This window comes from Conexibacter sp. JCM 18997, assembly GCF_055391915.1.
Map to the genome: position 1 here is coordinate 1,279,893 of NZ_AP043885.1, position 25,457 is coordinate 1,305,349.

The window sequence follows — 25,457 nt, forward strand, 5'->3', positions numbered from 1 at the left end:
GACGCGGGATCGTCCGCGGGGAGGACCGCAGATCGCCATTGCGGCCGACGACGCCCGACGCCGTGGCGCAGAGGCTCCTGGTCAACACCGACCAAGGAGCCAATCATGGCCTTCGCAGGACAGATCATCCGCAACCCCGTCAGCGGCGAGACCATCGAGTTCGTCCGCACCGCCGCCGACACCGGCGGCCGCCGTCTCGAGTTCGAGCTGACCCTGACCGCCGATGGGCGCGTGCCCGGCGCCCATGTGCACCCCGAGCAGGAGGAGCGCTTCGAGGTGCTCGAGGGCACCATGCGCTTCCGTCTCGGCTTCCGCCGCATCACGGCGCAGGCCGGCGACAAGGTCGTGGTGCCGGCCGGGCGCATGCACAAGTTCGCCAACGGCGGTGACACGACCGCGCGGGTGCGCGTCGAGGTCGTCCCCGCGCTGGACATGGAGGACCTGCTGTGCACGACGGCCGAGCTGGCCCACGAGGGCCACGTGCTGCGCTCGGGGATGCCCAAGCCGCTGCACCTGGCGCTGTTCGTCCGCCGGTTCCGGCGCGAGGTGCGCGCCCCGTTCCCGCCCGCCTGGATGGTGCGCGCGCTGATGGCGCCGCTGGCCGCTCTGGCCCGCGCGCGGGGCCATCACGCCCGCTACACGCCGGAGCTGGCGGCGGCGTGATCGTGGCGGCGCGTCGAATGCGGTCGACATCTGGCCGCATTCGACGCCACGATGACCACGTTCACCGATTCGAGGAGGCAGGACGTGTCGCTCATCACCAAGCTGGACTTCGTCGGGATCCCCACCCAGGATCCAGATCGCGCCCGGACGTTCTACGGCGAGACCCTCGGGCTGCGCCGGGACGACAAGTCCGAGTACGAGTTCTGGATCGGCGAGACCTGCGTGGGCATCTGGGAGCCCGAGAAGCAGGGCATGCCGTTCCAGCCCCAGAAGAACGCCCACCTCGCGCTGCACGTCGAGGACATCGACGCGGCCAAGGCCGAGCTGGAAGGCAAGGGCGTGTCGTTCATGGGGGACGTGTTCGACACCGGCGTCTGCAAGATGGCGCTGTTCACCGATCCCGACGGCAACGACCTCATGCTGCACGCGCGCTACGCGCCGGCAGGCTAGTGCCCTGATTCAAAAATTCGCCCGCATCTGGTGGCGCCGGAATCGTGTCTGCCGGCACCCGCCATCCACAGCCGTACCACCAGTACGACAGTGGATGGCGATCACCGGCAGACCCGCCCCGGCATCCACCAGCTGCACACGAATTTCCGAATCAGGACACTAGGTCAGTTCGACGAGCGCGCGGCCGGTCAGGCCCGCGTTGACGGCCTCGTGGGCCTGGGCGATCTGGTCGAGCGGGAAGCGATGCAGCTCCGTGAGGCGGATCGCGCCGGCGCCCAGCGCGGCGGTGATCCCAGCGGTCGCCGCCGCCTGCTCGGCCGCCGTCGTCGTGTAGACGAGCATCATCCGCACCGACGCGTTGCGGGCCATCAGCGCCCCGGCCGGCAGCCGCGCGCCCGGGCTCTCGACGTAGCCGACGATCGTCCCGTGTGAGGCGATCACCTGGGCGTCGGCCTCGAGGTTGTGCAGGAGGTCGACGTCGACGATCCGGCGCACGCCGTCGGGCGCCCACGCGCCGACGGTCTCCGCCACGTCCTGCTCGCGGTAGTTGACGACCAGCTCGGCGCCGGCGGCCCGGGCGATCTGGGCCTTCGCGTCGCTGGAGACCGTCGCGGCCACGCGGGCGCCGGCGAAGCGGGCCAGCTCGATCGCCGCGTGACCGACGGAGCCCGCGCCCCCGTGCACGAGCACCTGCGCGTCGGCGATCGGTCCGTCGGCGTGCAGCGCGTGGTAGGCGGTGATGTACGGGATGCCCAGGCAGGCGCCGAGCTCGAGCGACACGCCGTCGGGCAGCGCGACCGCCTGCGCCGCTGGCAGCGTGATGTACTGCGCCGCCGTCCCGCGCTGGCGCTGCCACTGCGCGTGGTAGAGCCACACGCGCTGGCCGGCGCGTTCCTCGGACACGCCGGCGCCCAGGCCCTCGATGGTGCCCGCGCCGTCCTGGTCGGGGGTGACGTCGGGCCAGGGGGAGGTGCCGTCCAGGCGCTGGCGGGCCTTCACGTCGGTCGGGTTGACGCCGGATACGGCGACGCGCACGAGCACTTCGCCGGGGCCCGGGACGGGCGTCGGAACGTCGGCGATCTCGAGGACTCCGGCTTGGGGTCCGGAGGTGGGATAGCGCGCGGCAAGCATGGATTTCAGTGAAGCAGCTTGACGTATGTCGATATGGGCATATATAGTTTCGGCATGGCTCGAGCGGCAACCACCCTGGACGCGTTCAACGCCGTGGCCGAGCCGCGGCGGCGCCAGATCCTGGATGTCCTGGCCGGCGGTGAGCGGCCGGTCAACGACCTGGTCGCGGCGCTCGGGCTGACCCAGCCGCAGGTGTCCAAGCACCTGCGGGTCCTGCGAGACGTGGGGGCGGTGGACGTGCGCGACGAAGGACGCCGGCGGCTGTACCGGGTCAACGGCCAGGCGCTCAAGCCGATCCACGACTGGGTCGCGGGCTACGAGTCGCTGTGGGCCGAGCGGTTCGACGCGCTGGACGACGTGCTGGAAGACCTCAAACGAGACGAAGGGGCTGGTGGCAGTGGTGAGTAGCGGAACGGCGAAGGTGACGCTTCCGACCGACGAGCAGATCCTGATCGTGCGGGAGTTCGACGCGCCCCGCGCGTTGGTCTGGAAGGCCTACACGACGCCTGAGCTGGTCAAGCGTTGGTGGGCCGGCCAGCGCGGCGAGATGACGCTGGCCGAGATCGACCTGCGCGTCGGCGGCACGTGGCGCTACGTGATGATCGCCCACGGCGAGTTCGAGGTCGCCTTCCACGGCGAGTACCGCGAGATCGTGCCCGAGGAGCGGCTGGTCACCACCGAGGTGTTCGAGGGGGCGGGGCCGGACTCCGAGGCCGCGCTCGTCACGACCACCTTCACCGAGGTCGATGGGCGCACGCGCCTGGAGCAGACGATGGAGCTGTCCTCCAGGGAGCTGCGCGACATGATCATCGAGACCGGCATGGAGGGCGGGCTGCAGGAGTCCTACGACGCGCTCGAGCAGGTCGCCGTCTCGCTGGCCTGAAGCCGGATGTCGATTTCGCCGATCCTCGTTCGTCTAGGACGTGGATCGGCGAGACGGCGCCGGCGCACACAGGGATCGGAGAGCAGATGTTGGCGATGGCGAAGTACCCGAGCGAGTACGTGGCCCGGTGCCGCGCGCAGATCGACGCGAGCGTCGCGGCCTACGACGCGCTGGACGGCGACACCGCCGCGTTCGAGCCGATCTTCTTCAACGACCTGCTGCTCGTGCTCGAGCTGCAGTTCGTTCATCGGCTGCGCAAGTTCGAGGGCAAGGACGGCAACGCGCTCAACGAGGTGCGCCTGATGGCCGCCTCGCTGGTCGAGCACGACGGCGCGCTGACCTTCGAGAAGTCGCTCAAGCTCAAGCCCGACGCCTCGGTGCTGGGCCTGGCCGAAGGCGACGCGATCGCGCTCACCCGCGCGGACTTCGTGCGCCTGGCCGACGCGTTCTTCATCGAGATCCAGGCGAAGTTCCTGGAGTCGTAGGCTTCCGGGCCATGTCCGAGCCCCAGCCGGTCCTCACCCCGATCAGCGAGGCCGCGATCTTCCTCGTGCTCACGGTGCAGCCGGGCGCCGAGGACGCGCTGCGCGACGTGCTGGGCGATGTCAGCGCGCTGCAGCGGTCGGTCGGCTTCCGCCTGCCCGAGGGGCAGCTGACCTGCGTGGCCGGGATCGGATCGGCACTGTGGGACCGGCTGTTCGGTGCGGGCGCGCCGCGCCCCGCCGAGCTGCATCCGTTCGTTGCGCTCGACGGTCCGGTGCACCAGGCGCCGTCGACGCCCGGCGACCTGCTGCTGCACCTGCGGGCCAACCGCCTGGACCTGTGCTTCGAGCTGGCCCAGCGGCTGATGGACCGCCTGCGCGGGATCGCCACGGTGGTCGACGAGGTCCACGGCTTCCGCTCGTTCGACGAGCGCGACCTGCTCGGCTTCGTGGATGGGACGGAGAGCCTGGCCGGCGCGCGGCCCCACGACGTGATCATCGGCGACGAGGACGCCGCGTTCGCCGGCGGCAGCTACGTGATCGTGCAGAAGTACGTGCACGACCTGACCACGTGGGAGGCGATGACGGTCGAGGACCAGGAGCGCACGATCGGGCGCACGAAGCTGTCGGACATCGAGATCCCCGACGGCGTCAAGCCGCCCGACTCGCACGTCGCGCTGACGACGGTCACCGGGCCCGATGGGGAGGAGCGGCGGATCGTCCGCTACAACATGCCCTTCGGCCGGGTCGGGGCCGAGGAGTTCGGGACGTACTTCATCGGCTACGCGCGCACCGCGGACGTGATCGAGCAGATGCTGCGCAACATGTTCCTGGGCACCGACGAGGCCGCCCACGACCGAGTGCTCGACGTCTCGACCGCGCTGACCGGGGCGCTCTTCTTCGTGCCCGACGCCGACTTCCTCGACGACATCCCAGACGCCGAGCCCGTCGCCGTGGCGCCGCCGGAGCCCGCACCGGGACCGGCCCCGCCCAGCGGCTCGCTGGGGATCGGCAGCCTGCGCGGCTGACCCGCTCGTGGCCGTCACGCTCGACGAGGCGCGCGCCTTCGGCCTCGGCCTGCCGCGCACGACCGAGGGCGTCGTCCACGGCCGGCTGAAGCTGCGCATCGGGCGGATCGTCTACGTCGACTTCTCCCGCGATGAGACGCTGATGGGCTTCGCGTTCCCGAAGACCGAGCGCGACGCGCTGGTCGCCTCCGAGCCCGACAAGTTCGCCTACCCGCGCGCGTCTGACCTGCGCTACAACTGGGTCGACGTGCGGCTCGCCGCGCTCGACCTGGCCGAGGCGCGCGAGCTGATCTACGACGCCTGGCGGATGGTGGTGCCCAATCGCGTGGCCGCCGAGTTCGAGGAGCGCCACGGGCTGCCCTGGGACACCTGAGGGAGTTCCCCGATGCGGGGCCCCGAGCCTCGGGCCAGGCTGGCGGCATGGCTCCTCTGTCTCGCATCCTCGCGCTCGCGGCCGCGGCCCTGCTGATCCCGGTGGCCGGCGCGTGCGCCGCGCCGTTCGCCGGCACCACCGCCCAGGGCACGCCGATCCGCTTCGACGACAACGGCGACCAGCTCACCAACGTCGTCAGCTCTCTGACCATGGTCTGCACGGGCCGCTCGGGCATCGAGCCGTTCCAGCCCGCGGGGGCGTTCACCGCCAACGGCGCCGAGAGCAAGCTCAGCGAGCTCCGCCCCAGCGCGGTGCTCAACCGCGACGCGACCCACAACTACGCCGTCACCGCGACGCTGACCGGGACCCAGGCCACCGGCCGGATCGCCCTGAGCTACTCGACGACGGACTTCGACGTGCTGACGATGACCACCCGCGTGACCGTGTGCACCGGCTCGTCGGACTTCACCGCCGCAGCGCCCGCGGTGGCCAAGCAGACGGCCAAGAAGAAGAAGACGAAGCCGGCCAAGAAGCACGGCCACGCCGGACGTCAGGGCGCGGCCAGGCAGGCGGTGTAGGCCGCGACGTCGAGCGCCGTCGCGCCGCACGCGTAGGCGGGGTACTGCGCCTCGGTGATCGGGTCCTGGCCGCCGGAGACGTAGTAGTGCTCGTAGGCGCTGCGCAGCCCCGCGTCGGCGGCCAGCAGCGGGCCGAGCTTCTGTAGCGAGGGCAGGTCGAACGCGGGCAGCCCGTAGGTGTCGCCGAAGCCGTACTCGCGGACGTACGCCGCGCCCGGCTCGGCCAGATCCAGGGCGTAGGCGGTGTAGTCGCGGATGATCCCGCGGGCGCCGACGGTCGCGGTCAGGAAGGCGGGGTTGTTGCCGAAGTACGGCGAGACCGACGGAACGCCGAGCATCGGCGTGCCGTGGCCCAGGCGGTAGGTGCTCATGTGCAGGTGGCCGAAGAGCAGCTCGCGCACGCGGCCGGTGTCCAGCGCGCTGACGATGGCGGCCTGGCCTCCCGGGCTGAGCAGCATGGTGGGCGCCGCGCCGATGCTGGCGAAGACGTCGATCCCGGGTGGGACGTGGGTGGTCAGCCAGGCGCGGTGCCCGCGGGGCAGGCGCTGCATCGCGCGCGTCAGCCAGTTGGCCTGGTCGAGCGCGGGGTCAGCGGTCGGCGACCCGCAGGCGTTGCTGTAGTCGGCCGACCAGAAGACGTCGTCCACCGACACCGCGTGCAGGCCGCGGCGGGGCAGCCGCGCCGTGTAGGAGCCCAGGTGACGGAAGCTGGCCACGAACCCGGGTGCGCGGCCGTGGCGGTTGACCAGCGGCTCCCAGGCCTGCGCGGTGTGCAGCAGGAACGGGCTGTCCGGGGTGGCCTCGTAGTCGCCGCAGATCGAGTCGTTGTTGCCCAGCGTCAGCACGAACTGGGCCTGGGGGTACGTCGCGCCGAAGCGCAGGGCCAGGAAGGCGATCGTCTTGTCCACGAACGTCGCGTAGTCCTGCGCGCTGGCCGCGGGCGCGAGCGCGACGTAGGACTTCTGGAAGTCGTGGGCCAGCAGGTCGCCGGTCAGCACGACGACGGGCGGGCGCGGCTGGACCGCGCGCATGGCCCGCAGCGAGGTCTCCAGCAGCGCCGCGTTGGTGTCGTCGTCAGGCGGGCTGGGCGCCGTTCCCTGCGCCGTCAGGATCGACGCCCACTGGCGCACCGGCGCGGTCTGCAGCCGGGCGACGAGCGCCGCGTCGGCGCCCAGGAACGGGGTGAAGTGGACGTCGCTGACCAGCACCCACGGCGTGGGGGAGGCGGATCGCGTCGCGACATGGTCGGCGCCCGGCGAGACCGCCGCGGGCGCCGACCCAGCGAGTGCGGCACCTAAGAGCAGCGCGCTGACTGCAACCAGCGCGAGCGAGGGCTTCCGTGCCACTGAGGCGACGCTACCAGCCGGTGTTCGGTTCCGTGGCGGGGGCGTCATCTTTGGGCGCGTCGGCACTCCTGCGCGCCGGGAAGATTTCCCTGCGTCCTGCCGTCTGGAAGAGCAAGAAGTCCAACCCCGGATGCTTTGAGGAGCCACAGATGGCCGCCACCTTCGTCGTCGTCGGAATCGTGCTCGTGCCGATGATCCTGCTGCTCGCCGACCTGCTCGTCGGCAAGAACCGTCTGACCCAGCCCGCCGCCGCGCCCGGCCGCACGACCCGCTAGCCCAGACCGCGGTCGCCCTGGCGCCGCAGGCCGCTGCGGCAGCCTTCGCGGACGACCGCCACCAGTCCCGGCGCCGCTCGGCGCTGGGCCACCACCTTGGCGATCTCGTCCAGATCGCGACTGCCCACTCCATACGTCCACGCGACGTACACGGCGGGCGCGGCCGCGCACTCCTCCCGCGCCGCGTCCGCTGTGCGGAGGGGCGGCATCCCGTCGCCGGCCTCCCGGGCCGATCCCTGCTCGGTGATGCGGATCGTCGTTCCCGGCGCGACCGCGCGCGGGGGATGCGGATCGAGCGTCATCGTCGGCTGAGGCGCGTTCTCGCCGCCGCAGGCGCCGAGCGTCGTCGCCAGCACCAACCCGACCACCGCCAACCCGCGCATGTGCACAGGATGACGCACGCGCCATCATTCCGATGATGGATGCACCGCTGAGCACGCCCGCGCTGCCGATCGTGCAGGTCGTCGCGGGCCCGGCCGCGGCGGAGCGCCGCCGACTGGCCGCGCGGGTGCGGCTGCTGTCGTGGGTCAGCCTCGCCTACATGACGGTCGAGGGGACGGTGGCGATTCTCGCGGGGGTGCTGGCCGGCTCGGTCGCGCTCGTCGGCTTCGGCCTGGACTCGGCGATCGAGGGCTTCGCCAGCGCGATCATCGTCTGGCGCTTCACCGGGCATCGGATCTTCAGCGACGCCGCCGAGACGCGCGCGCAGAAGCTCGTCGCCATCCAGTTCTTCGTGCTGGCGCCGTACGTCGGCGTCGAGTCGATCCGCACCCTGATCGACGGTCACCATGCCGACGTCAGCTGGCTGGGCATCGCGCTGAGCGCGACGAGCCTGGCCGTGATGCCCTACCTGGGCATCGCCAAGCAGCGGCTGGCCGATCAGCTCGGCTCGGCCGCGACCAAGGGCGAAGGGCGCCAGAACCTGCTGTGCGCATACCTGGCCGGCGCGCTGCTGATCGGCCTGCTGGGCAACGCCGCGGTCGGCGCGTGGTGGCTGGACCCGGTGATCGGGCTGCTGATCGCCGGCCTGGCGGTCAAGGAGGGGCGCGAGTCCTGGCGCGGCGAGGGCTGCTGCGTCGCGTGCGTCGCCGACTCCAGGTAGCGCGCGGCGATCGTGCAGGCGATCAGCCCGAGCAGGCGCCGCAGCGCGGACTCCGGCACGTGGCGCTGCAGCCGCGCGCCCAGGTAGCTGCCCGCGAAGCCCCCGACGCCCAGCCACAGCCCGAGGATCCACTCGGGCGCGATCGACCCGCCGTGCGTGACCTGCAGCACCTGGTAGGTGGCGATGCCGACGATCGAGGTCAGGAACGTCGAGGCCAGCGTGGCCGGCGCGACCTCGTAGGCCGAGAAGCCGACGATCAACAGGATCGGGGCCAGCAGCGAGCCGCCGCCGATGCCGTAGATGCCGCCCAGTGTCCCGACCAGCAGCGCGACGACGCACAGGCCCACGCGCGCCGCCCGCGTCGGGGTGCGCGGCCGAGGCGCGATCCGCTGGGCGCCGAGCAGGAGCCACAGCCCCATGGGCAGCAGGACCCCCGCGGCGACGAACAGGAAGGCCCGATCGCCGGCCAGCCACTCGACGCGGATGATCGATCCGGCGATCACGCCGGGCAGGCTCCCGGCCACCAGCAGCAGCGTCAACGGGCCCAGCAGCCGGCCCTCGCGGCCGAAGCGCAGCAGGCCGCCCGGCACCGCCGCGACGTTGTAGAGCAGGTTGGTCGGGGTGACGGCGGGGGAGGGCACGCCGAGCAGCGTCAGCTGGACGGGCAGCAGCAGGACGGCGCCCGACACGCCGGCCGGGGTGGTCAGCAACGCGACGACGAAGGCGCACGCCGCGCCCACTGGCCATTCCCAGGGCATTGGTGGGGAAAGCTACCGTGAAGGGGGAGATCGTCATGACCGCCACCGCCGCCCCACTCACGCCTGTCGCCGCTCAGGCCGCCCGCCGGCGGACGTTCGCGATCATCTCCCACCCGGACGCCGGCAAGACGACGCTGACCGAGAAGCTGCTGCTGTACGGCGGCGCGGTCGGGCAGGCGGGGATCGTGCAGGCCGGCCAGGGCCGGCGCGCGGCGACCTCGGACTGGATGGCGATCGAGCGCCAGCGCGGGATCTCCGTGACCTCCACGGTGCTGCGCTTCGAGCACGACGGCACGGTCTTCAACCTGCTCGACACCCCGGGCCACCGCGACTTCTCCGAGGACACGCTGCGGGTGCTCGCGGCGGCCGACTGCGCGGTGATGCTGCTCGATGCGGCCAAGGGCGTCGAGCGCCAGACGCTGCGGCTGTTCGAGGTCGCGCGCGCCCGCTCGATCCCGCTGATCACGTTCGTCAACAAGTACGACAAGCCGGGCATGGAGCCGCTGGAGATGCTCGACCACATCGAGCGCGTCCTGGAGATCACGCCGCATCCGATGACCTGGCCCGTGGGCATCCCGGGCGACTTCCGCGGGGTGGTCGACCGCCGCACCCAGCTGTTCCACAAGTTCACCCGGACCGCGGGCGGCGCGACGCGCGCCGGCGAGGAGATCGTCGACGCCGCGCAGGCGGCGACGCTGGAGCCCGACGCCTGGCCGGCCGCGGCCGAGGAGCTCGAGCTGCTGGACGCGATCAGCGACGGCCTCGATCCCGTTGCCTTCGCCACCGGCCAGGCCACGCCGGTGTTCTTCGGCTCCGCCGTCTCGAACTTCGGCGTCGAGCTGCTGCTCGACGCGCTGCGCGAGATGGCCCCCTCGGCCCAGCCGCGGGCCACCGTCGACGGCGGCACGCGCCCGCTGGACGCCCCGTTCTCCGCGCTGGTGTTCAAGGTGCAGGCCAACATGGACCCGCGCCACCGCGACCGCGTCGCGTTCCTGCGCGTGTGCTCCGGGCGCTTCGAGCGCGGCATGAAGGCCACCAACGCGCGAACCGGGAAGCCGTTCACGCTGGCCTACGCGCACGAGGTCTTCGGCGATGAGCGCTCGTCGATCGACGAGGCGTTCCCGGGCGACGTCGTCGGCGTGGTCAACGCGGCCGAGCTGCGCGTGGGCGACACGCTGTACGTCGACGAACCCGTGCGGTTCGGCGCGATCCCCAGCCTCGCGCCCGAGCACTTCGTCACGGTCACCAACCTCGACGTGACCCGCCGCAAGCAGTTCCAGCGGGGCCTGGACCAGCTGGCCGAGGAGGGCGTGATCCACCTGCTGCGCCGCGATCCGATCGCCGACCCGACGCCGCTGCTGGCCGGGGTCGGGCCGCTGCAGTTCGAGGTCGCCGTCGACCGCCTCCAGCGCGAGTTCAGCGTGCCGGTGCGGCTGGATCCGACCAACTGGGAGCACGCGCGACGCACCGACGAGGCCGGCGCGGACGTCCTGCGCCGCATCTCCGGCGTCGAGGTCGTCCACCGCAGCGACGGGATGCTGCTGGGGCTGTTCTCCAGCGACTACCGGCTGCAGCGCGTCGAGCTCGACCACCCCGACCTGCTGCTGGACCGCCTGCTCGAACGCTGACGACCGTCGCGTCGCCGCTGGAGCCAGTGCCCTATCGCGAAGGCCTCCTACCGGAATAGAGTGCACCCGTCCTTACCGGTCGGGTCTCTTGGAGGAGAGGGAAGATGCGGAAGCTCATCGCGTTGGGCGCCGTGGCCGTCGCGGCGCTGGTCGTCGCCGCGGTCGCCTACGGCGCGCAGGTCAACACGTACACGGTCAACGGGTCGGTCTCGCCGACGAAGCCGGGGACGGCGAAGAAGCCCGTCCCGATCGAGCTGAAGTTCGACTACACCGTCGGGGAGCAGACGGGCCAGCGACCCAGCCCCGTCAAGACGTACTCGATCGCCTTCTACGGCGGGCGCACCAACGGTGCGCTGTTCCCGAAGTGCACCGCGGCGCAGCTGAACGCCGCGCAGTCCGACAGCGGCTGCCCCAAGGGCTCGGCCGTGGGCACGGGCGTGATCATCAACGCCGCCGGCGCCACGGCGGATGCCGCCGACAAGTCGATCGCCTGCAACCTCAACCTGACGCTCTACAACAGCGGCCAGGACAAGGCGGCGCTGTGGCTCAAGGGCGGCCCGTCGACGATCGTCCAGGGCTCGCCCTGCGTGATCGCCATCAGCCAGGCCATCGACGCCAAGTACGTCAGCGCGTTCGGCGGGAAGGGCGTCGCGCTGCAGTTCGACGTTCCGGCCAACCTGCTGCATCCGATCGGCGGCCTGGACAACGCGGTCACGCAGGTCACCTCGACGGTGAAGAAGCTGACGGCCCGCAAGAACGGGGTGACCCACGGCTACTACGAGTCGACGGGGTGCCAGGGCAGCAAGCGACCGATCACCGTGACGTTCGTCTCCGAAGCCGGTCAGACGGCGACGGCCACCGACGACGCGGGCTGCTGAACCGCGCATGTGGCCTCCGCCGCTGTCGCGTGAGCGCCCATGGATCGCCCAGGTGATCGGCTGCCTCGTGCTGCCGATCGCCTTCGGCGCCCTGTGCGGTTGGCTGTTGGGTGAGTCCGACGCGCTGTACCAGATCGTCGTCGCGCTGGGGATCGTCGGCGGCATCAGCGCGGGCTACGAGCACGAGGGCGCCCGGGAGGGGTTGCTGCGCGGGATCCTCGGCGGCGTGCTCTTCGCGCTGGCCATCGTGATCGTCCACGAGGCGCGCGGCGTCGAGGCCGCCTACGACGCGCCCGCCTCGCTGGGCGTGATGGCCGCGATCTACGCGCTGCTGGGTGCGGTGTTCGGGACGCTCGGCGGCTGGCTGCGCGGCCGCCGCGAGGCGCGGGCGCGGTTGGCTTAGCCTGGGGGGATGGCCAAGGGGCAGGCGATTCGCGCGAGCGTGCACGGACGCGTCCAGGGCGTCGGGTTCCGTGACGCGACGGTGCGCCAGGCCCGCCGCCTGGGCGTCCTGGGCTGGGTGCGCAACGAGGACGACGGCGTGGTGCGGGTGCACGCGGAGGGCGATCCCGACGCGGTCGAGGCGCTCGTCGACTTCCTCAACAGCGGACCGACCGGCGCGAAGGTCGACTTCGTGGACCGCGAGCCGGCGAAGGTCGAGGGCCACGAGCAGTTCGCCATCCGCGGGGTCAGCGCGGGGGTGTTCGTCGTCCAGGAGCACGCGGCGACGGCCCACCATTGGGACTTCCGCCTGGAGGTCGACGGGGTGATGCGATCGTGGGCCGTGCCCAAGGGGCCGTCGATGGACCCGGCGGCCAAGCGCCTGGCCGTGCAGGTCGAGGACCACCAGCTGTCGCACAACGACTTCGAGGGGCCGACCGGCAAGGGCGGCGTGATCGTCTGGGACCGCGGCCCGTACGAGCAGGGTGGCCGCGTCGCCTGGCCGGAGGCGATCGAGCGTGGCCACGCCGTGTTCGTCCTGCACGGCGAGAAGCTGCGCGGCGGGTTCGCGCTGCAACGCACGGGCGGCGGAGCGAAGCCCCAGTGGCTGCTGATCAAGCGCCGCGACGACGAGGCGCGCCCGGGATCCGACGTGGTCGCCGAGTCGCCGCGCTCGGTCAAGAGCGGCCGGACGCTGGACGACGTGCGCGGTTGAAGCTTTGGCCCTGCGCCGCCGATAACCGGCGCACATGGGTCTTCTCCGCCGTCTCGCGCCCGTCGCCCTCCCCGTCCTGCTCGCCGGGACGCTGGCCGGGTGCGGCGGCGACTCGTCCTCGGGCGGCCCGACCACGCCGACGGACGGGACGACGAGCACGGTGGCCGCGGCGCCGGCGACGTTCCAGGCCAAGCAGAGCCTGCTGAAGAGCGCCGACAGCGCGGCGGCCGGGGGCGAGGCGACCGACTACGTGCCCAAGGGCGAGATCATCGCCGACAGCGGCTTCCGGCCCTGGATCGACGGTTTCGCGTTCGAGAACTACGGCAACGACGTCGAGCCCGAGAACCTCGGTGTCCTGGAGATGCAGCACCTGTTCGGCCCGCAGGTGTGCCTGTCGGGCCGTGGACGCAGCTGCCGGCTCATCCCCGCCGCCGACAAGTGGGTGGAGAACCAGAACGCGGGCATGGCCGGCGGGCACTGCGAGGGCTTCTCGATCACCGCGCTGCGCATGTGGGAGGAGACGCTGGCGCCCGCCGACTTCGGGGCCGACCGGCCCATCGACCTGCCGATCGTCGGCAACCTGCCGCTGCAGTCGACGATCGCCGAGAACTTCGTCTACCAGTTCCTCCCGTCGGTGACCGGGAAGCGGGTCAGCGGGTCGCCCACCGACGTGCTGGCCACGCTGGCCGACGCGCTCAACGAGGGCAACGAGCTGTACACGCTGGGCATCTACAAGTCCGACTACAGCGGCGGGCACGCGATCACGCCGTTCGCCGTCGAGGACCGGGGCCGGGGCAAGTACGCGATCCTGGTCTACGACAACAACTTCCCCGGCGCCCTGCGCGCCGTCCAGGTCGACACGAACAAGGACACCTGGAGCTACGTCAGCGGCACGAACCCCAGCGACCTCGGTCAGGTCTACAAGGGCAACGCGTCGACCGAGACGCTCGAGCTCGACCCGACGACGCCCGGTGAGGGCGTCCAGCCGTGCCCCTTCTGCAAGAGCGGCTCGTCGGCCTCCGGCGGCGGCGGCAAGGGCGAGCTCCTGCCCGCCGATCAGCGCTACACCGAGATCACGCTGCAGGGCGACCCGGCCAACCACCCGCACCTGATCTTCGAGGACGACGACGGCCGGCGCACCGGGATCGTCGACGGCACGATGCTGCGCGAGATCCCCGACGTCGAGGTGATCAAGACCTACGCCGTGGACAACTCCAGCAGCGCGCCCGAACCGCGCTTCCGGTTGCCCGAGGGCGCCGACTACACGATCACCGTCGACGGCAGCGACCTGACCAAGACGGCCAAGCCGACGATCAACCTGGTCGGCAACGGCCTCGTGGTCGACGTCGAGGAGATCAAGATCGCGCCGGGCCAGAAGGACCAGATGGCGCTGCCGGGTGGCTACGGGATCACCTACCTGACCAACGCGGAGGACGGGATCGCCCCGAACTTCTACGCCGGGCTGGTCGAGGATGGTGCCGCCTACAACTTCGCCGCCAGCGCGGTCGGCGTGAAGAAGGGCTCGACCGTCTCGCTGCTGGTCGAGCAGGAGGAGAAGGTGGTGATCCTCGACAGCACCGGCAGCGAGGACGCCGACGGCGGCGACGCGACCTTCATCCTGCAGCTCGTCAAGGTGGGCGCGGACGGCAAGCCCGCCCTGTGGCAGAACGCCGGGCTGACGCTCGACGGCGCCAAGGAGGAGAAGGCCGCCTTCGAGTACGGCACGTCGCCGCGCCGGGGCAAGCCGCTGCCGATCTTCCTGCTGAACGCCAACGGCGACGTCACCGGGCAGGTCGCGGCCAAGCCGCAGTAGCCTCGTCGGCCATGGGGCGAGCGTGGCGGCGGCTGGCGTTCCTGGCCGGGGCCGGCGCGTTGCTGGCCGGCGTCGCACCACCCGCGACCGCGGCGTCCCTGCACCGCGAGCGCATCGGCACATCGGTCGAGGGCGCGCCGATCCGGGCCGTCCGCGTGGGCGAGCCCGACGCGCCGCGCACCGCGCTGGCTGTCGGCTGCATCCACGGCAGCGAGCGCGCGGGGGAGGCGATCACGCGCCGGCTGCGCACCGCCGTGCTGCCGGCCGACACCGCCGTGTGGCTGATCGACCAGGCCAACCCCGACGGCTGCCGGGCCGGCACGCGCCAGAACGCGCACGGCGTGGATCTCAATCGCAACGCGCCGTGGCACTGGCGCCCGACGGGCCCGCCCGGCAGCGTCTTCTACGCCGGTCCGCGGCCCCGCTCGGAACCCGAGACGCGCGCGGTGCTGGCCTTCATCAGCCGGGTCCGGCCGGGCGTGACGATCTGGTACCACCAGGCGGCCACGCTGGTCGACGACCCGGGGCGCCACCGCGACATCCCGCGCCGCTACGCGCGCCGGGTCGGGCTGCCGTTCCGGCCGTACCCGGGCAACCTGCCGGGCATCCTCACCGGCTGGCAGAACGCGACGCTCCCGCGTTCGACGGCGTTCGTCGTCGAGCTGCCCGGCGGCGCGTTGCCCGCGGCGTCCGTGCGCCGCCACGCGGCCGCGGTCATCGCCGCCGCGACACATATCTGACACAAGTCAGTCGCATCTTCTTCACACGGCGGATCGAGTGGCGGCTTAGAAGGTCTGCATGCGCGTCCGTGCCTCCCGAAACCGTCTTGCCCTGGCCCTCGCCGTCTTCGCCGCGATGCTCGTCGCCCAGCCGATCGAATCGGCCTCGGCAGCGCTGAGCGGCGTCGATCTGTCGACCTACGTGCGGGTCGGGCGCTACGACCTGCCCGTCGCGCCGGCCCCGGCGGGCAGCCAGCTGGCGCGGGAGGCCTCGGGCGTCGCCTACAACTGGGACAACGACTCGCTGTACGTCGTCGGGGACGAGGGCACGTCGGTGGCGCACGTCTCCAAGACCGGCGCGTTGATCGACTCGATGACGCTGAGCGGCTTCGACGACACGGAGGGCATCACCTACGTCGGCGGCGGCCAGTTCGTCGTCACCGAGGAGCGCCTGCGCCAGGTCGTCCGCTTCACCTACGCGCCCGGCACCACGCTGGCCCACGGCAGCGCGCAGGCGGTCAAGCTGGGTACGACGATCGGGAACATCGGCCTGGAGGGCGTCAGCAACGACCCCCAGACCGGCGGCCTGCTCCTGGTCAAGGAGAGCGACCCCAAGGGCATCTTCTCCACGGGCGTCGACTGGGCGGCCGGCACCGCGACGAACGGCTCGCCGACCACGGAGAACTCGACGGACCTGTTCGACCCGGCGTTGACCGGTCTGGCCGACCACTCCGACGTCTACGCCCTGGCCAACGTCGCGGCGCTGGCCGGCACGGCGGACGAGAGCCACCTGCTGATGATCAGCCAGGCCTCGGGCAAGGTCATCAACATCAGCCGCACCGGGGTCGTCTCGAGCACGCTGACCCTCGTCGGCGACGCCGACAACGCGCTGTCGATTCCCGACCAGACCCATGAGGGCGTCACGATGGACGCCGCGGGCTACCTGTACATCGTCAGCGAGCAGGGCGGAGGCGACGGCGACCACCCGCAGGTGTGGGTGTACGCGCCGTCGACGGGGACCAACGCGGCGCCCACCGGCGTGAGCTTCACCACGCTGCTCAGCTCGCTGCCCGAGAACGCCAGCACCGCGACGCGCACGAAGCTGGCCAACGTGAACATCGCCGACGACGGCCTGGGCACGAACAACCTGACCGTCACCGGTGCCGACGCCGACAGCTTCGAGGTCGACGCCACCGGCCTGTACCTGAAGGCCGGGGTGACGCTCAACCACACGACGAAGCCGAGCTACACCGTGCAGGTGGCGGTCGACGACCCCGGCGTGGGCTCCACGCCCGATGCCTCCAGCGCCGACTTCACGCTGACCATCACCGCCGCGTCCGGCGGACCGGGCACCGCGACGATCAAGGTGACCGAGGTCTCGCCGTGGAGCAGCGGGAACTCGCCCTACGCGGCCGACTGGTTCGAGGTGACGAACACCGGCACCAGCGCGCTGGACCTGACCGGCTGGCGCATCGACGACGACTCCAACGTGTACGGCAGCGCCGTGCTGCTGCAGGGCGTCGGCAGCCTGGCCGCGGGCGAGTCGGCGATCTTCGTCGGCGGCGACGCCGACACGCCGATCGAGTTCCGGTCGTCCTGGTTCGGGGCCAGCAGCCCCGCAGGGCTGCAGGTGGGAACGTTCGACGCGGGACTCGGCCTGAGCAGCGGCGGCGACCAGGTCAACCTGTTCGACAACCTGGGCAACCACCAGACCGGCGTCGCGTTCGGCGCCTCGACCACCGGCCGCACCTTCGACAACGCCGCCGGCGATGCGACGGTCACGACGCTGGCCACCGCCGGCGTCAACGGGGCCTTCACCTCGCCCGACAACGAGGTCGGCTCGCCCGGCCGGATCGCCGCACCGGCGCCGCCGCCCAACCTGAAGGTGACCGAGGTGGCCCCGTGGGGCAGCGGCGACGGGTCCTACGCGGCCGACTGGTTCGAGCTGACCAACAAGGGCGCGACCACCGTCGACCTGACCGGCTACAAGATGGACGACAGCTCCGACGCGAGCGGCACGGCCGTGGCGCTGACCGGCGTGCCGTCGCTGGCCCCGGGCGAGTCGGCGATCTTCCTGGAGGGCACGTCGGCCACCCCGGCCGCGTTCAAGACCGGCTGGTTCGGCAGCAGCGTCCCCGCCGGGCTGCAGGTCGGGTACTACGGCGGCTCGGGCGTCGGCCTGAGCACCAGCGGCGACGCGGTCAACGTCTTCAACGGCGCGGGCACGAAGGTCACCGGTGTCACGTTCGGTGCGTCGACGAGCAAGGTCTCGTTCGACAACGCGCCGGGCGACGCGGCCGTCACGACGCTCAGCGCCGTCGGCACCAACGGCGCGTTCACGTCGGCCACGGGCGGCGAGGTCGGCTCACCCGGGACGATCGTCAGCCCGCCGCCGCTCGCGCAGGCCAAGGTCACCGAGGTGGCCCCGTGGGGCAGCGGCGACGGGTCCTACCTGGCCGACTGGTTCGAGCTGACCAACACGGGCGCGACGACGATCGATCTGACCGGCTGGAAGATGGACGACAGCTCCAACGCGATCGGCACCGCGGTCGCGCTGACCGGCGTGTCGTCGCTGGCCCCGGGTGAGTCGGCGATCTTCCTGGAGGGCACGTCGGCGACGCCGCCGCTGTTCAGGTCCGGCTGGTTCGGCAGCGATGTCCCGTTCGGCCTGCAGGTCGGCTACTACGGCGGCTCGGGCGTCGGCCTGAGCACCAGCGGCGACGGCGTCAACGTGTTCGACGCGCTCGGCCGCCGGGTCACCGGCGTGACGTTCGGCGCCTCGACGAGCAAGGTGTCCTTCGACAACGCCGCGGGCGACGCGGCGGTGACCGCGCTCAGCGCCGTCGGCACCAACGGCGCGTTCACGTCGGCCACGGGCGGCGAGGTCGGCTCGCCCGGCCTGACCGCCACGCCGCCGGCGCTCCCGCTGGTCAAGGTCACGGAGGTGTCGCCCTGGAGCAGCGGCGACTCGTCCTACGCGGCCGACTGGTTCGAGCTGACCAACACCGGCGACACCACGGTCGACCTGACCGGCTGGAAGGTCGACGACAGCTCCAACGCGTTCGCCAGCGCGGTCGCGCTCAACGGGGTCAGCAGCCTGGCGCCGGGTGCGTCGGCGATCTTCACCGAGGGCACCGCCGACACCCCGGCCGACCTGATCGAGTCGTGGTTCGGCGCCGATCCGCCGGCCGGGCTGCAGGTCGGCTTCTACGGCGGCTCGGGCGTGGGCCTGAGCACCGGCGGAGACGCGATCAACGTGTTCACGGCCACCGGGCGCCGGGTCACCGGCATCGCGTTCGGCGGCGCGACCAGCGGCCGGACGTTCGACAACGCCGCCGGCGCGGGCAGCAGCACGTTGCCGCTGCCGGTGGTCACCACGCTGAGCACGGTGGGGATCGACGGGGCCCGCACGTCGGACGCCGACGAGGTCGGCTCGCCCGGAACCATCACCCCGGACACGACCAAGCCGGTGCTGACCCTCAGCGGCAACCAGGGCGTCTACGTGGCCGGCCAGCTGATCCGCATCACGTGCGCGGCCGTCGACGAGCGCTTCGGCTCCGGTGTGGCCGAGGACGCGTGCGCCGAAATCGAGCTGCCGAGCGCCTCGCTCGGCCTCGGGACGCACCAGCTGACCGCGACCGCGACGGACCGGGCCGGCAACGTCGGCACCGCCACGGCGAACGTCGTGGTGGTCGCGCTGCCCGCCGCCGGTTCGGGGTCGACGCCGCCGCCCGCGACGCCGACGCCGACGCCGCCCGCGCCCAGCAGCTCGGGCCCGTCGGTCTCGACGCCGCCGGCCTCCAGCGGCGGTGGCAGCGCGACGCCGGCCGAGCCCAGCGCGCCGACGCCGTCGGTCGACGCACCCGACTCGGTGAAGCCGGGTGCGCTGACCAAGGGCGTGACCACCAAGCTCGAGGACCTCCGTCCCGGATCGCGGATCGCCATCGAGATCCGCGTGGGCGGCAAGGTGCTCAAGGCGTTCAAGGCGACCGCCAACCAGGCCGGCGACGGCTCGGTCAAGCTGAAGCTGTCCAGGAAGCAGCTGGCCAAGGTGGGCCGGCGCGACCTGATCGTGCGCTACACGGTCGTCGACGAGGACGGCAGCACGCGCACGATCAGCACGCGGATCGCGGTGGGCTGAGTCAGCGGCGGAGCTTGACCTTGACGCGGTAGGTCCGCCCGGCGGCGGTCGTCGCGACGACCGTCACGCGGGTCTTGCCCGACAGCTTGGCCCGCTGGACCTTCAGCAGCCGGGCGGGCACCCGGACGGTGATCGAGCGGGCGCCGCTGCGCTTGGTCGCCGTCAGGCGCTTGCCCGCGTACCCGGTCACGCCCTTGGGCAGCGACACGCGGATGCCGCGCAGCTTGGACGCCTTGGCCGGCACCGTGGCCTTGACCGACAGCGACCCGGCCTTGGACAGCTTGGCCTTGACCGACGGCTTGCGCGCCTTCGCCGGCGACGCGCTGGGTGCCGACGGCGTGGTCGGGTTCACGCAGTTGGTGGTGGTCACGGTGGCGCTGGCCGTGCGCTCGATCCCGGCCTGGGCGGTGAACGCCGCGTCGATCGTCGGGGGCTTGGCGCACAGGTCGGTCGACGAGATCAGCAGGCCTCCGGCGCCGCCGTTGAGGGTCAGCGTGAAGCGCGACAGGGGCACGTCGGGCAGGCCGTCGAGCGTGGAGACGAGCCGGGCGCCCGCGCCGATGGTCACGGTGCCGCGCAGCTTGACCGGCAGCAGCCCGCGCAGGTCGATGCCCAGCTGCGGCAGCCCGCCGCCGGGCGGGTTGACGAGGTAGACCGTCCCGGCCAGCGGGTCGGCCAGCAGCGGCGTCTCGACGATCGCCGAGCCGACCTTCGTGTTGTCGGCACAGCCGCCGGCGTCGAAGTCGGGCGAGGGGCAGGAGACGTTCAGCGCGGCCAGGTCCGGTCCGACCCCGAGCGGCAGCGTCACGACGACCTTCTTGCTCGTCGCCTCCTCGGCGGTCTGGCTGACCACCGTGGTCAGCTGCGGGTGCTGGTTGGTGCCGGCGCCGTCCAGCGCGGCGGTGATCTTCGGGTCGTAGGTCAGCGCGTCGCACGCGGTCGGCGTGTAGGACGACGCCTTGGACGAGGCCGCGCCGTTGTAGGCGGTCGCGTCGACCGTCGTGGTCGCGGGCACGCAGGTGGTCGGGTTGGTCAGGAACGGGCCCGGCGCGCCGGGCACCCGCCCGCGCAGGTTCAGCTGGATGCGGTCGATGTGGCTGTTGAGCGTGCCGACGTTCGTGTCGATCGTGCGCGGCAGGTCCTTCAGCGTGGAGTCCAGGCCGTAGTCGCTGTTGGAGCGCACCGAGACCACGGACTGCATGCGCACGGGCCGGGTGACGATCACGCCGCCCGCCGCCGCCGTGGCGGGCAGCAGCACGCCCAGGCGGGCCGGCTCACCGGTCGGCGGCTGCAGGTTGAAGACCTGCCCCGAGACGTCCTGCGTCTGCGGCACCGCCGACAGCAGCGAGTTGACCACGACCGTCGCGGTCACCGTGGTGGTGCCGACCTGCGAGGCCGCCGGGCACGCGTCGGTGGCGAACTGGGCCTGCGTGCACAGGCCGGCGGCCTGCGGGTTGCCGACGAAGCCGCGCGGCAGATGCAACACGAGGTTGCGCACGTTGTCGTCGGCGCCGAAGCCGATGTTGATGGCGAAGTCGGCGTGGGCGCCGGCCTGGGTGGAGCTCGGCGTGGCGGCGACCGAGGAGACGCTGAAGGCCGCCTGGGCGGCGGCCGGCGTGATGGCGAGCACGGCGACGGTGACCGTAGGGGCGAGCAGCTGGGACAGACGCATGTAGGACAACAACGCGCGGGCGCGCCAGAAATGGTGAAAGCGCGAATTCGTGGGGGGTCACCCGGGAACGGCGGCCGACAACAGGGCAGCAACCGCTCACGGAAAGGACTCCTCCTCATGGCCGCCACCGTCATCATCGCCGCAATGGTGATCACCCCGATCGTCCTGCTCGTCGTCGATCTCGTGCGCCGCGAGGGCCGTCGCAAGCGGGCGACGATCGACGGTCAGTAGCTGAGCTGGGCTTCAGGTGTGAGGAGTACCGTCTAGGGCACGATTCACACAGGAAGGAAGCGATGAGCGAGACAGCGATTCTGGCGGGCGGTTGCTTCTGGGGCGTGCAGGACTTGATCCGCAAGCGCCCAGGCGTGATCACCACCCGCGTCGGCTACTCGGGCGGCGACGTCCCGAATGCCACGTACCGAAACCACGGCAGCCACGCCGAGGCGATCGAGATCGTCTTCGACCCGGCCGTGATCAGCTACCGCGAGCTGCTGGAGTTCTTCTTCCAGATCCACGATCCGTCGACGAAGGACCGCCAGGGCAACGATCGCGGCGCCAGCTACCGCTCGGCGATCTACTACACCAGCGAGGAGCAGCACCAGACCGCGCTGGACACGATCGCCGACGTGGACGCGTCGGGCCTGTGGCCCGGCAAGGTCGTCACCGAGGTCGAGCCGGCCGGCCCGTTCTGGGAGGCCGAGCCCGAGCACCAGGACTACCTGGAGCGGATCCCCCACGGCTACACGTGCCATTTCGTGCGGCCCGGCTGGGTCCTGCCCAAGCGGCAGGAGACGGTCAACTCCTAGTGTCAGGGCACTAGGTTTCGCGGGCTCCGGCGCGGAAGCGCCGGAGCCGCAGCGCGTTGAGCACCACCGAGATGCTGGACACCGCCATCGCCAGCCCGGCGAGCAGCGGGTTCAGCAGCCCGGCGGCGGCCAAGGGGATCGCGGCGACGTTGTAGCCGAAGGCCCACACGAGGTTCTCCTGGATCGTGCGCAGCGTCGCGCGCGACAGGCGGATCGCGTCGGCGGCCGCGCGCAGGTCGCCGCTGACGAGCGTCAGGTCGGAGGCCTCGATGGCCACGTCGGTCCCGGTGCCGATGGCCAGGCCCAGGTCGGCCTGGGCCAGGGCCGGGGCGTCGTTGACGCCGTCGCCGACCATCGCCACCACGCGCCCGTCGGCCTGCAGCCGTTGGATGACCGCGGCCTTCTCGGCCGGCAGCACCTCGGCGATGACCTCCTCGATGCCCACCTGGGCGGCGACGGCCCGCGCCGTGGCCGGGTTGTCGCCGGTCAGCAGCACCGGTCGCAACCCCAGGGCGCGCAGGCGTCGCACCGCCTCGGCGGACGACGGCTTGACCGTGTCGGCCACGACCAGCACGGCCCGGACCGCGCCGTCCCACGCGGCGACGACCGCCGTCTGACCGTCGGCCTCGGCCGCACGCCGGGCGTCGTCCAGGGCCGGGCTCAGGCGCAGCCCCCAGTCGGCCAGCAGGCCCGGTCGGCCGACCTGCACGCCGTGACCGTCGATCACGCCCTCCACGCCGAGGCCTTCGCGGTTGACGAACGAGGCGACCGCGGGCAGCTGGCCGACCGCCTCGCGGGCCGCGCGGGTGATCGCCTGGGCGATCGGATGCTCGGAGGCATCCTCCAACGCGCCCACGATCCGCAGCACCTCGTCACGCGACGCGCCGGGGGCCAGCGCGACGTCGACCAGGCTCATCCGGCCCGTCGTCACCGTGCCCGTCTTGTCCAGCACGATCGTGTCGACCGTGCGGGTGGACTCGAGGATCTCGGGCCCCTTGATCAGCAGGCCGAGCTGCGCGCCACGCCCGGTCCCGACCAGCAGCGCCGTCGGCGTGGCCAGGCCCAGCGCACACGGGCAGGCGATGATCAGCACCGCGACCGCGGCGGTGAAGGCGAACGTCGTGCTCTCGCCGGTGCCGATCCAGAAGCCCAGGGTGGCCACCGATAGCGCGATGACGACCGGCACGAACACGCCGGAGACGCGATCGGCCAGCCGCTGCACCGGCGCCTTGCCGGTCTGCGCGTCGGTGACCAGCCGGGCGATCTGGGCCAGGGCGGTGTCGGCGCCGACCCGCGTGGCGCTCACGACGAGCCGTCCGCCCGCGTTGACGCTCGCGCCGGCGACGCTGTCACCGGGCTGCTTCTCGACGGGCACCGACTCGCCGGTGAGCAGCGACTGGTCGACGGCGCTGGTCCCGCTCTCGACCACGCCGTCGGTGGCGATCTTCTCGCCGGGGCGCACGACGAACCGGTCGCCGACGGCGAGCTGCTCGACGGGCACGCGCCGTTCCTGGCCCGCGGGGTCCAGCACGGCGACGTCCTTGGCCCCGAGCTCCAGGAGCGCGGTCAGCGCGGCGCCGGCGTTGCGCTTGGCCCGGGCCTCGAAGAAGCGGCCGGCCAGGATGAACACGGTGACGGCGCTGGCCACCTCGAGGTAGATCTCGTGGGTGCCGCCGGCCTGATCGGGGATCAGATCGAAGCTCATGCGCATGTCCGGCTGGCCGGCGTCGCCGAACAGCAGCGCGTACAGCGACCACGCGTAGGCGGCGAGCACGCCGACGGAGATCAGCGTGTCCATCGTCGCGGTCGCGTGCTTGAGGTTGGCCCAGGCCGCCCGGTGGAACGGGAGCGCGCCCCACACGACGACGGGGGAGGCCAGGGCCAGCGAGATCCACTGCCAGTTGTCGAACTGCAGCGGCGGGATCATGGCCAGCAGCAGGACCGGAAGCGTGAGCACGGCGCTGATCACGAGGCGCTGGCGCAGCGGGGCGGTCGGGTCGGACGGCGCCTGCGCGGGCGGGTCGTCGGCGGGCAGCGACGCCTGGTAGCCGGCGGCCGCGACGGCGGCGACGAGGTCGTCCGCGGCCACGGCCGAGCGGTCGAAGTCGACCGTCGCCTTCTCGGTGGCGTAGTTGACGGTGGCCGTGACGCTGGCGAGCTCGTTGAGCTTGCGCTCGACGCGGTTCGCGCAGGAGGCGCAGGTCATCCCGGTGATCGGCAGCTCGAGGCGCTCGGTCAGGCCGGTGCTCATGGCCCCACCGACTGCGTGAAGGCCACCGTCTGGACGCGGCCCGCGTGCTGGAACTGCAGGAACAGCCGGTAGTCCCCGGCGGTGGGGAACGTCGCGCCGAAGCCGATCACGTCGCCGTGCCCGTCCTCGGTCGGGTGGACGTGCGTGAACGCGAGGTCGCCGTCGCGGAGCGCCACGAGGTGCCCGTCGGCACCGAGGTAGGGGTCGACGTCGACGGGGCGGCCGTTGCGGCGGACGGTGAAGCGCAGCTCGGCCTCCCGGCCGGCGCGGGTGTTGTCGGCCGCCAGCGTCACGTCGTAGCCGCCGTCGCTGACCGCCGCGGTCGCCGGTGGCGGGAGCGGTTGCAGCTCGGCCGGGCCGTCGACGCGCAGGTCGGTGGCCAGCGTCGTCGCCTGGCCGTCGTGGGCGAAGTCGGCGAACACGCGATAGGACCCGGCCGCGTCGATGCGGGCGGGCGCGCTCCAGGTGCCGTCCGCCGCCTGCTCGGGGTGCAGGTGCTGGAAGCCGGTCAGGTCGCGGCGGGCCAGGATCAGGTGCATGCGCTTGGTGTGGCGCAGGTCGAACTCGCGCACCGGCCGGCCGTCGGCCCCCAGGACGGCGAAGCGCAGTGCGCCGGTCGTGCCGCGCGGCAGCTCCGGCGTGCGCAGGTCGAGGCGCAGGTCGCCCTCGGCGACGGAGAGGCCGGGCGTCATCGGTCCGGCGGCCATCGACCCGTGGTCCGTCTCCGCGGCCGCGCGGCCGTCGCGATCGGGGCCCAGCGTGGCCCCCGCGACCGTGGCCAGGCCGAACACTACGGCGAGGGCGGCGGCGAAGCCGACGAGCTTGGCGGCGGTGTTGGCGGCGGATGGCATGGCGGGAGACCTGGCACGAATACCGGGTAGGGGTATTGGCCGGACCGAGGCTACCAGATACGGGTGGGGGGTATCGCCCCGACCGAACGTCAGATGACGGTGTGGCTGGAGGCCGCCCGCGCGATCAGCCGCTCGCCCTGGGTGATCTCGGCGTCGGCGGCGGCCACGCGCCGGCCGACGCTCAGGCACCGTGCCCGGCAGACGAGCGTCTCGCCGGGGAGTGCCGCGCGGATGTACTGCACGCTCAGCTGGATGTGCGGGACGGCGACGCCCGGCTCCACGCGCGCGTGCACGGCCCAGCCGGTCGCGCTGTCCAGCAGCGCGCTCAGGTAGCCGCCGTGCACGATGCCGGCGCCGTTGAGGTGCTCGGGCTGCGGGTCGGCCTCGATCACCGAGCCGTCGGCGTCGGCGCGCACCACGCGAAAGCCCAGATGCGCGGCGAACGGACCGGGGCTGACGCGCTCCACGTCGGG

General features: G+C 72.2%; 25 protein-coding genes and 1 pseudogene. 18 read left to right on the plus strand and 8 right to left on the minus strand.

Annotation, left to right across the window (positions count from 1 at the left end; genetic code table 11):
• Positions 1-105 precede the first annotated feature (105 nt).
• The gene (locus ACZ5UI_RS06655; protein WP_464195491.1) at positions 106-663 is read left to right on the plus strand and encodes a cupin domain-containing protein; all 558 of its coding nucleotides are present in this window, start codon (positions 106-108) and stop codon (positions 661-663) included.
• A gap of 84 nt (positions 664-747) precedes the next feature.
• Complete coding sequence (locus ACZ5UI_RS06660; protein WP_464195493.1) at positions 748-1,113, plus strand: VOC family protein; 366 nt, start codon at positions 748-750, stop codon at positions 1,111-1,113.
• A gap of 159 nt (positions 1,114-1,272) precedes the next feature.
• Here the strand turns inward: ACZ5UI_RS06660 and ACZ5UI_RS06665 are convergent, their stop codons facing one another.
• Positions 1,273-2,244 carry an NADPH:quinone reductase gene (locus tag ACZ5UI_RS06665; protein WP_464195495.1) on the minus strand — a complete coding sequence of 324 codons (972 nt, stop codon included), beginning with the start codon at positions 2,242-2,244 and terminating at the stop codon, positions 1,273-1,275.
• Positions 2,245-2,298: 54 nt separating this feature from the next.
• Here ACZ5UI_RS06665 and ACZ5UI_RS06670 point away from each other — a divergent pair, with 54 nt between their 5' ends.
• The 6 genes from ACZ5UI_RS06670 (at position 2,299) to ACZ5UI_RS06695 (ending at position 5,588) form a co-directional block, all read left to right on the plus strand.
• The gene (locus tag ACZ5UI_RS06670; RefSeq protein WP_464195497.1) at positions 2,299-2,652 is read left to right on the plus strand and encodes an ArsR/SmtB family transcription factor; all 354 of its coding nucleotides are present in this window, start codon (positions 2,299-2,301) and stop codon (positions 2,650-2,652) included.
• Positions 2,653-2,665: 13 nt separating this feature from the next.
• Positions 2,666-3,127 (plus strand): SRPBCC family protein, encoded by a 462-nt coding sequence (locus tag ACZ5UI_RS06675; RefSeq protein ID WP_464195499.1) that lies wholly within the window; start codon positions 2,666-2,668, stop codon positions 3,125-3,127.
• Positions 3,128-3,222: 95 nt separating this feature from the next.
• The gene (locus tag ACZ5UI_RS06680; RefSeq protein WP_464195501.1) at positions 3,223-3,612 is read left to right on the plus strand and encodes a hypothetical protein; all 390 of its coding nucleotides are present in this window, start codon (positions 3,223-3,225) and stop codon (positions 3,610-3,612) included.
• A gap of 11 nt (positions 3,613-3,623) precedes the next feature.
• Positions 3,624-4,637: a Dyp-type peroxidase gene (locus ACZ5UI_RS06685; RefSeq protein WP_464195503.1), complete on the plus strand. Its 1,014-nt coding sequence runs from the start codon at positions 3,624-3,626 to the stop codon at positions 4,635-4,637.
• Positions 4,638-4,644: 7 nt separating this feature from the next.
• Positions 4,645-5,010 carry an MmcQ/YjbR family DNA-binding protein gene (locus tag ACZ5UI_RS06690; protein WP_464195505.1) on the plus strand — a complete coding sequence of 122 codons (366 nt, stop codon included), beginning with the start codon at positions 4,645-4,647 and terminating at the stop codon, positions 5,008-5,010.
• Between the two features lie 47 nt (positions 5,011-5,057).
• Entirely contained in the window at positions 5,058-5,588 is a 531-nt protein-coding gene (locus ACZ5UI_RS06695) for a hypothetical protein (protein ID WP_464195507.1), read from the plus strand.
• On the opposite strand, the gene ACZ5UI_RS06700 is transcribed toward ACZ5UI_RS06695, so the two are convergent.
• The gene (locus ACZ5UI_RS06700) at positions 5,561-6,934 is read right to left on the minus strand and encodes a metallophosphoesterase family protein (protein ID WP_464195509.1); all 1,374 of its coding nucleotides are present in this window, start codon (positions 6,932-6,934) and stop codon (positions 5,561-5,563) included. The genes ACZ5UI_RS06695 and ACZ5UI_RS06700 overlap by 28 nt on opposite strands.
• 149 nt (positions 6,935-7,083) lie before the next feature.
• Between ACZ5UI_RS06700 and ACZ5UI_RS06705 the strand changes: the two genes are divergently transcribed.
• Positions 7,084-7,209 carry a hypothetical protein gene (locus ACZ5UI_RS06705; RefSeq protein WP_464195511.1) on the plus strand — a complete coding sequence of 42 codons (126 nt, stop codon included), beginning with the start codon at positions 7,084-7,086 and terminating at the stop codon, positions 7,207-7,209.
• On the opposite strand, the gene ACZ5UI_RS06710 is transcribed toward ACZ5UI_RS06705, so the two are convergent.
• Complete coding sequence (locus tag ACZ5UI_RS06710) at positions 7,206-7,610, minus strand: hypothetical protein (RefSeq protein ID WP_464195513.1); 405 nt, start codon at positions 7,608-7,610, stop codon at positions 7,206-7,208. The genes ACZ5UI_RS06705 and ACZ5UI_RS06710 overlap by 4 nt on opposite strands.
• 17 nt (positions 7,611-7,627) lie before the next feature.
• Here ACZ5UI_RS06710 and ACZ5UI_RS06715 point away from each other — a divergent pair, with 17 nt between their 5' ends.
• The gene (locus ACZ5UI_RS06715) at positions 7,628-8,311 is read left to right on the plus strand and encodes a cation efflux transmembrane domain-containing protein (RefSeq protein WP_464195515.1); all 684 of its coding nucleotides are present in this window, start codon (positions 7,628-7,630) and stop codon (positions 8,309-8,311) included.
• A gap of 59 nt (positions 8,312-8,370) precedes the next feature.
• Here ACZ5UI_RS06715 and ACZ5UI_RS06720 read toward each other — a convergent pair.
• Positions 8,371-9,069, minus strand: a pseudogene (locus ACZ5UI_RS06720) (TSUP family transporter); the annotation flags it as partial.
• Between the two features lie 35 nt (positions 9,070-9,104).
• On the opposite strand from ACZ5UI_RS06720, the gene ACZ5UI_RS06725 reads away from it, so the two are divergent.
• From ACZ5UI_RS06725 to ACZ5UI_RS06755, 7 genes are all read left to right on the plus strand, one after another.
• Positions 9,105-10,697 carry a peptide chain release factor 3 gene (locus ACZ5UI_RS06725; protein ID WP_464195517.1) on the plus strand — a complete coding sequence of 531 codons (1,593 nt, stop codon included), beginning with the start codon at positions 9,105-9,107 and terminating at the stop codon, positions 10,695-10,697.
• A 104-nt stretch (positions 10,698-10,801) separates the two neighbouring features.
• Positions 10,802-11,575 carry a hypothetical protein gene (locus ACZ5UI_RS06730; protein WP_464195519.1) on the plus strand — a complete coding sequence of 258 codons (774 nt, stop codon included), beginning with the start codon at positions 10,802-10,804 and terminating at the stop codon, positions 11,573-11,575.
• A 7-nt stretch (positions 11,576-11,582) separates the two neighbouring features.
• On the plus strand, positions 11,583-11,978 hold the full coding sequence (locus tag ACZ5UI_RS06735) for a hypothetical protein (protein ID WP_464195521.1): 396 nt from the start codon (positions 11,583-11,585) through the stop codon (positions 11,976-11,978).
• A 9-nt stretch (positions 11,979-11,987) separates the two neighbouring features.
• Entirely contained in the window at positions 11,988-12,731 is a 744-nt protein-coding gene (locus ACZ5UI_RS06740; protein WP_464195523.1) for an acylphosphatase, read from the plus strand.
• Positions 12,732-12,765: 34 nt separating this feature from the next.
• The gene (locus ACZ5UI_RS06745) at positions 12,766-14,544 is read left to right on the plus strand and encodes a hypothetical protein (protein WP_464195525.1); all 1,779 of its coding nucleotides are present in this window, start codon (positions 12,766-12,768) and stop codon (positions 14,542-14,544) included.
• A gap of 11 nt (positions 14,545-14,555) precedes the next feature.
• Positions 14,556-15,284 carry a M14 family zinc carboxypeptidase gene (locus tag ACZ5UI_RS06750; RefSeq protein WP_464195527.1) on the plus strand — a complete coding sequence of 243 codons (729 nt, stop codon included), beginning with the start codon at positions 14,556-14,558 and terminating at the stop codon, positions 15,282-15,284.
• Between the two features lie 58 nt (positions 15,285-15,342).
• Positions 15,343-19,404, plus strand: a complete 4,062-nt coding sequence (locus tag ACZ5UI_RS06755; protein WP_464195529.1) for a lamin tail domain-containing protein — start codon at positions 15,343-15,345, stop codon at positions 19,402-19,404.
• Position 19,405: 1 nt separating this feature from the next.
• Here the strand turns inward: ACZ5UI_RS06755 and ACZ5UI_RS06760 are convergent, their stop codons facing one another.
• A complete protein-coding gene (locus ACZ5UI_RS06760) occupies positions 19,406-21,076 on the minus strand; it encodes a hypothetical protein (protein ID WP_464195531.1) in 1,671 nt (556 codons plus the stop codon).
• 293 nt (positions 21,077-21,369) lie between these two features.
• Between ACZ5UI_RS06760 and msrA the strand changes: the two genes are divergently transcribed.
• Positions 21,370-21,882, plus strand: coding sequence for a peptide-methionine (S)-S-oxide reductase MsrA (gene msrA, locus ACZ5UI_RS06765; protein WP_464195533.1), 513 nt, complete (start codon positions 21,370-21,372; stop codon positions 21,880-21,882).
• A gap of 10 nt (positions 21,883-21,892) precedes the next feature.
• Here the strand turns inward: msrA and ACZ5UI_RS06770 are convergent, their stop codons facing one another.
• From ACZ5UI_RS06770 to ACZ5UI_RS06780, 3 genes are all read right to left on the minus strand, one after another.
• The gene (locus tag ACZ5UI_RS06770) at positions 21,893-24,133 is read right to left on the minus strand and encodes a heavy metal translocating P-type ATPase (RefSeq protein ID WP_464195535.1); all 2,241 of its coding nucleotides are present in this window, start codon (positions 24,131-24,133) and stop codon (positions 21,893-21,895) included.
• The gene (locus ACZ5UI_RS06775) at positions 24,130-24,984 is read right to left on the minus strand and encodes a hypothetical protein (protein ID WP_464195537.1); all 855 of its coding nucleotides are present in this window, start codon (positions 24,982-24,984) and stop codon (positions 24,130-24,132) included. The genes ACZ5UI_RS06770 and ACZ5UI_RS06775 overlap by 4 nt, the downstream gene beginning before the upstream one ends.
• 89 nt (positions 24,985-25,073) lie before the next feature.
• Complete coding sequence (locus ACZ5UI_RS06780; RefSeq protein WP_464195539.1) at positions 25,074-25,451, minus strand: PaaI family thioesterase; 378 nt, start codon at positions 25,449-25,451, stop codon at positions 25,074-25,076.
• Between the last annotated feature and the right edge of the window lie 6 nt (positions 25,452-25,457).

Excerpts from the sequence above, each read along its gene's own strand:
- ACZ5UI_RS06655 (WP_464195491.1), top strand. The coding sequence starts at position 106 with ATGGCCTTCGCAGGACAGATCATCCGCAACCCCGTCAGCGGCGAGACC.
- ACZ5UI_RS06665 (WP_464195495.1), bottom strand. The coding sequence starts at position 2,244 with ATGCTTGCCGCGCGCTATCCCACCTCCGGACCCCAAGCCGGAGTCCTC.
- ACZ5UI_RS06670 (WP_464195497.1), top strand. The coding sequence starts at position 2,299 with ATGGCTCGAGCGGCAACCACCCTGGACGCGTTCAACGCCGTGGCCGAG.
- ACZ5UI_RS06680 (WP_464195501.1), top strand. The coding sequence starts at position 3,223 with ATGGCGAAGTACCCGAGCGAGTACGTGGCCCGGTGCCGCGCGCAGATC.
- ACZ5UI_RS06685 (WP_464195503.1), top strand. The coding sequence starts at position 3,624 with ATGTCCGAGCCCCAGCCGGTCCTCACCCCGATCAGCGAGGCCGCGATC.
- ACZ5UI_RS06695 (WP_464195507.1), top strand. The coding sequence starts at position 5,058 with ATGGCTCCTCTGTCTCGCATCCTCGCGCTCGCGGCCGCGGCCCTGCTG.
- ACZ5UI_RS06705 (WP_464195511.1), top strand. The coding sequence starts at position 7,084 with ATGGCCGCCACCTTCGTCGTCGTCGGAATCGTGCTCGTGCCGATGATC.
- ACZ5UI_RS06715 (WP_464195515.1), top strand. The coding sequence starts at position 7,628 with ATGGATGCACCGCTGAGCACGCCCGCGCTGCCGATCGTGCAGGTCGTC.
- ACZ5UI_RS06725 (WP_464195517.1), top strand. The coding sequence starts at position 9,105 with ATGACCGCCACCGCCGCCCCACTCACGCCTGTCGCCGCTCAGGCCGCC.
- ACZ5UI_RS06730 (WP_464195519.1), top strand. The coding sequence starts at position 10,802 with ATGCGGAAGCTCATCGCGTTGGGCGCCGTGGCCGTCGCGGCGCTGGTC.
- ACZ5UI_RS06735 (WP_464195521.1), top strand. The coding sequence starts at position 11,583 with ATGTGGCCTCCGCCGCTGTCGCGTGAGCGCCCATGGATCGCCCAGGTG.
- ACZ5UI_RS06740 (WP_464195523.1), top strand. The coding sequence starts at position 11,988 with ATGGCCAAGGGGCAGGCGATTCGCGCGAGCGTGCACGGACGCGTCCAG.
- ACZ5UI_RS06745 (WP_464195525.1), top strand. The coding sequence starts at position 12,766 with ATGGGTCTTCTCCGCCGTCTCGCGCCCGTCGCCCTCCCCGTCCTGCTC.
- ACZ5UI_RS06750 (WP_464195527.1), top strand. The coding sequence starts at position 14,556 with ATGGGGCGAGCGTGGCGGCGGCTGGCGTTCCTGGCCGGGGCCGGCGCG.
- ACZ5UI_RS06755 (WP_464195529.1), top strand. The coding sequence starts at position 15,343 with ATGCGCGTCCGTGCCTCCCGAAACCGTCTTGCCCTGGCCCTCGCCGTC.
- ACZ5UI_RS06760 (WP_464195531.1), bottom strand. The coding sequence starts at position 21,076 with ATGCGTCTGTCCCAGCTGCTCGCCCCTACGGTCACCGTCGCCGTGCTC.
- msrA (WP_464195533.1), top strand. The coding sequence starts at position 21,370 with ATGAGCGAGACAGCGATTCTGGCGGGCGGTTGCTTCTGGGGCGTGCAG.
- ACZ5UI_RS06770 (WP_464195535.1), bottom strand. The coding sequence starts at position 24,133 with ATGAGCACCGGCCTGACCGAGCGCCTCGAGCTGCCGATCACCGGGATG.
- ACZ5UI_RS06775 (WP_464195537.1), bottom strand. The coding sequence starts at position 24,984 with ATGCCATCCGCCGCCAACACCGCCGCCAAGCTCGTCGGCTTCGCCGCC.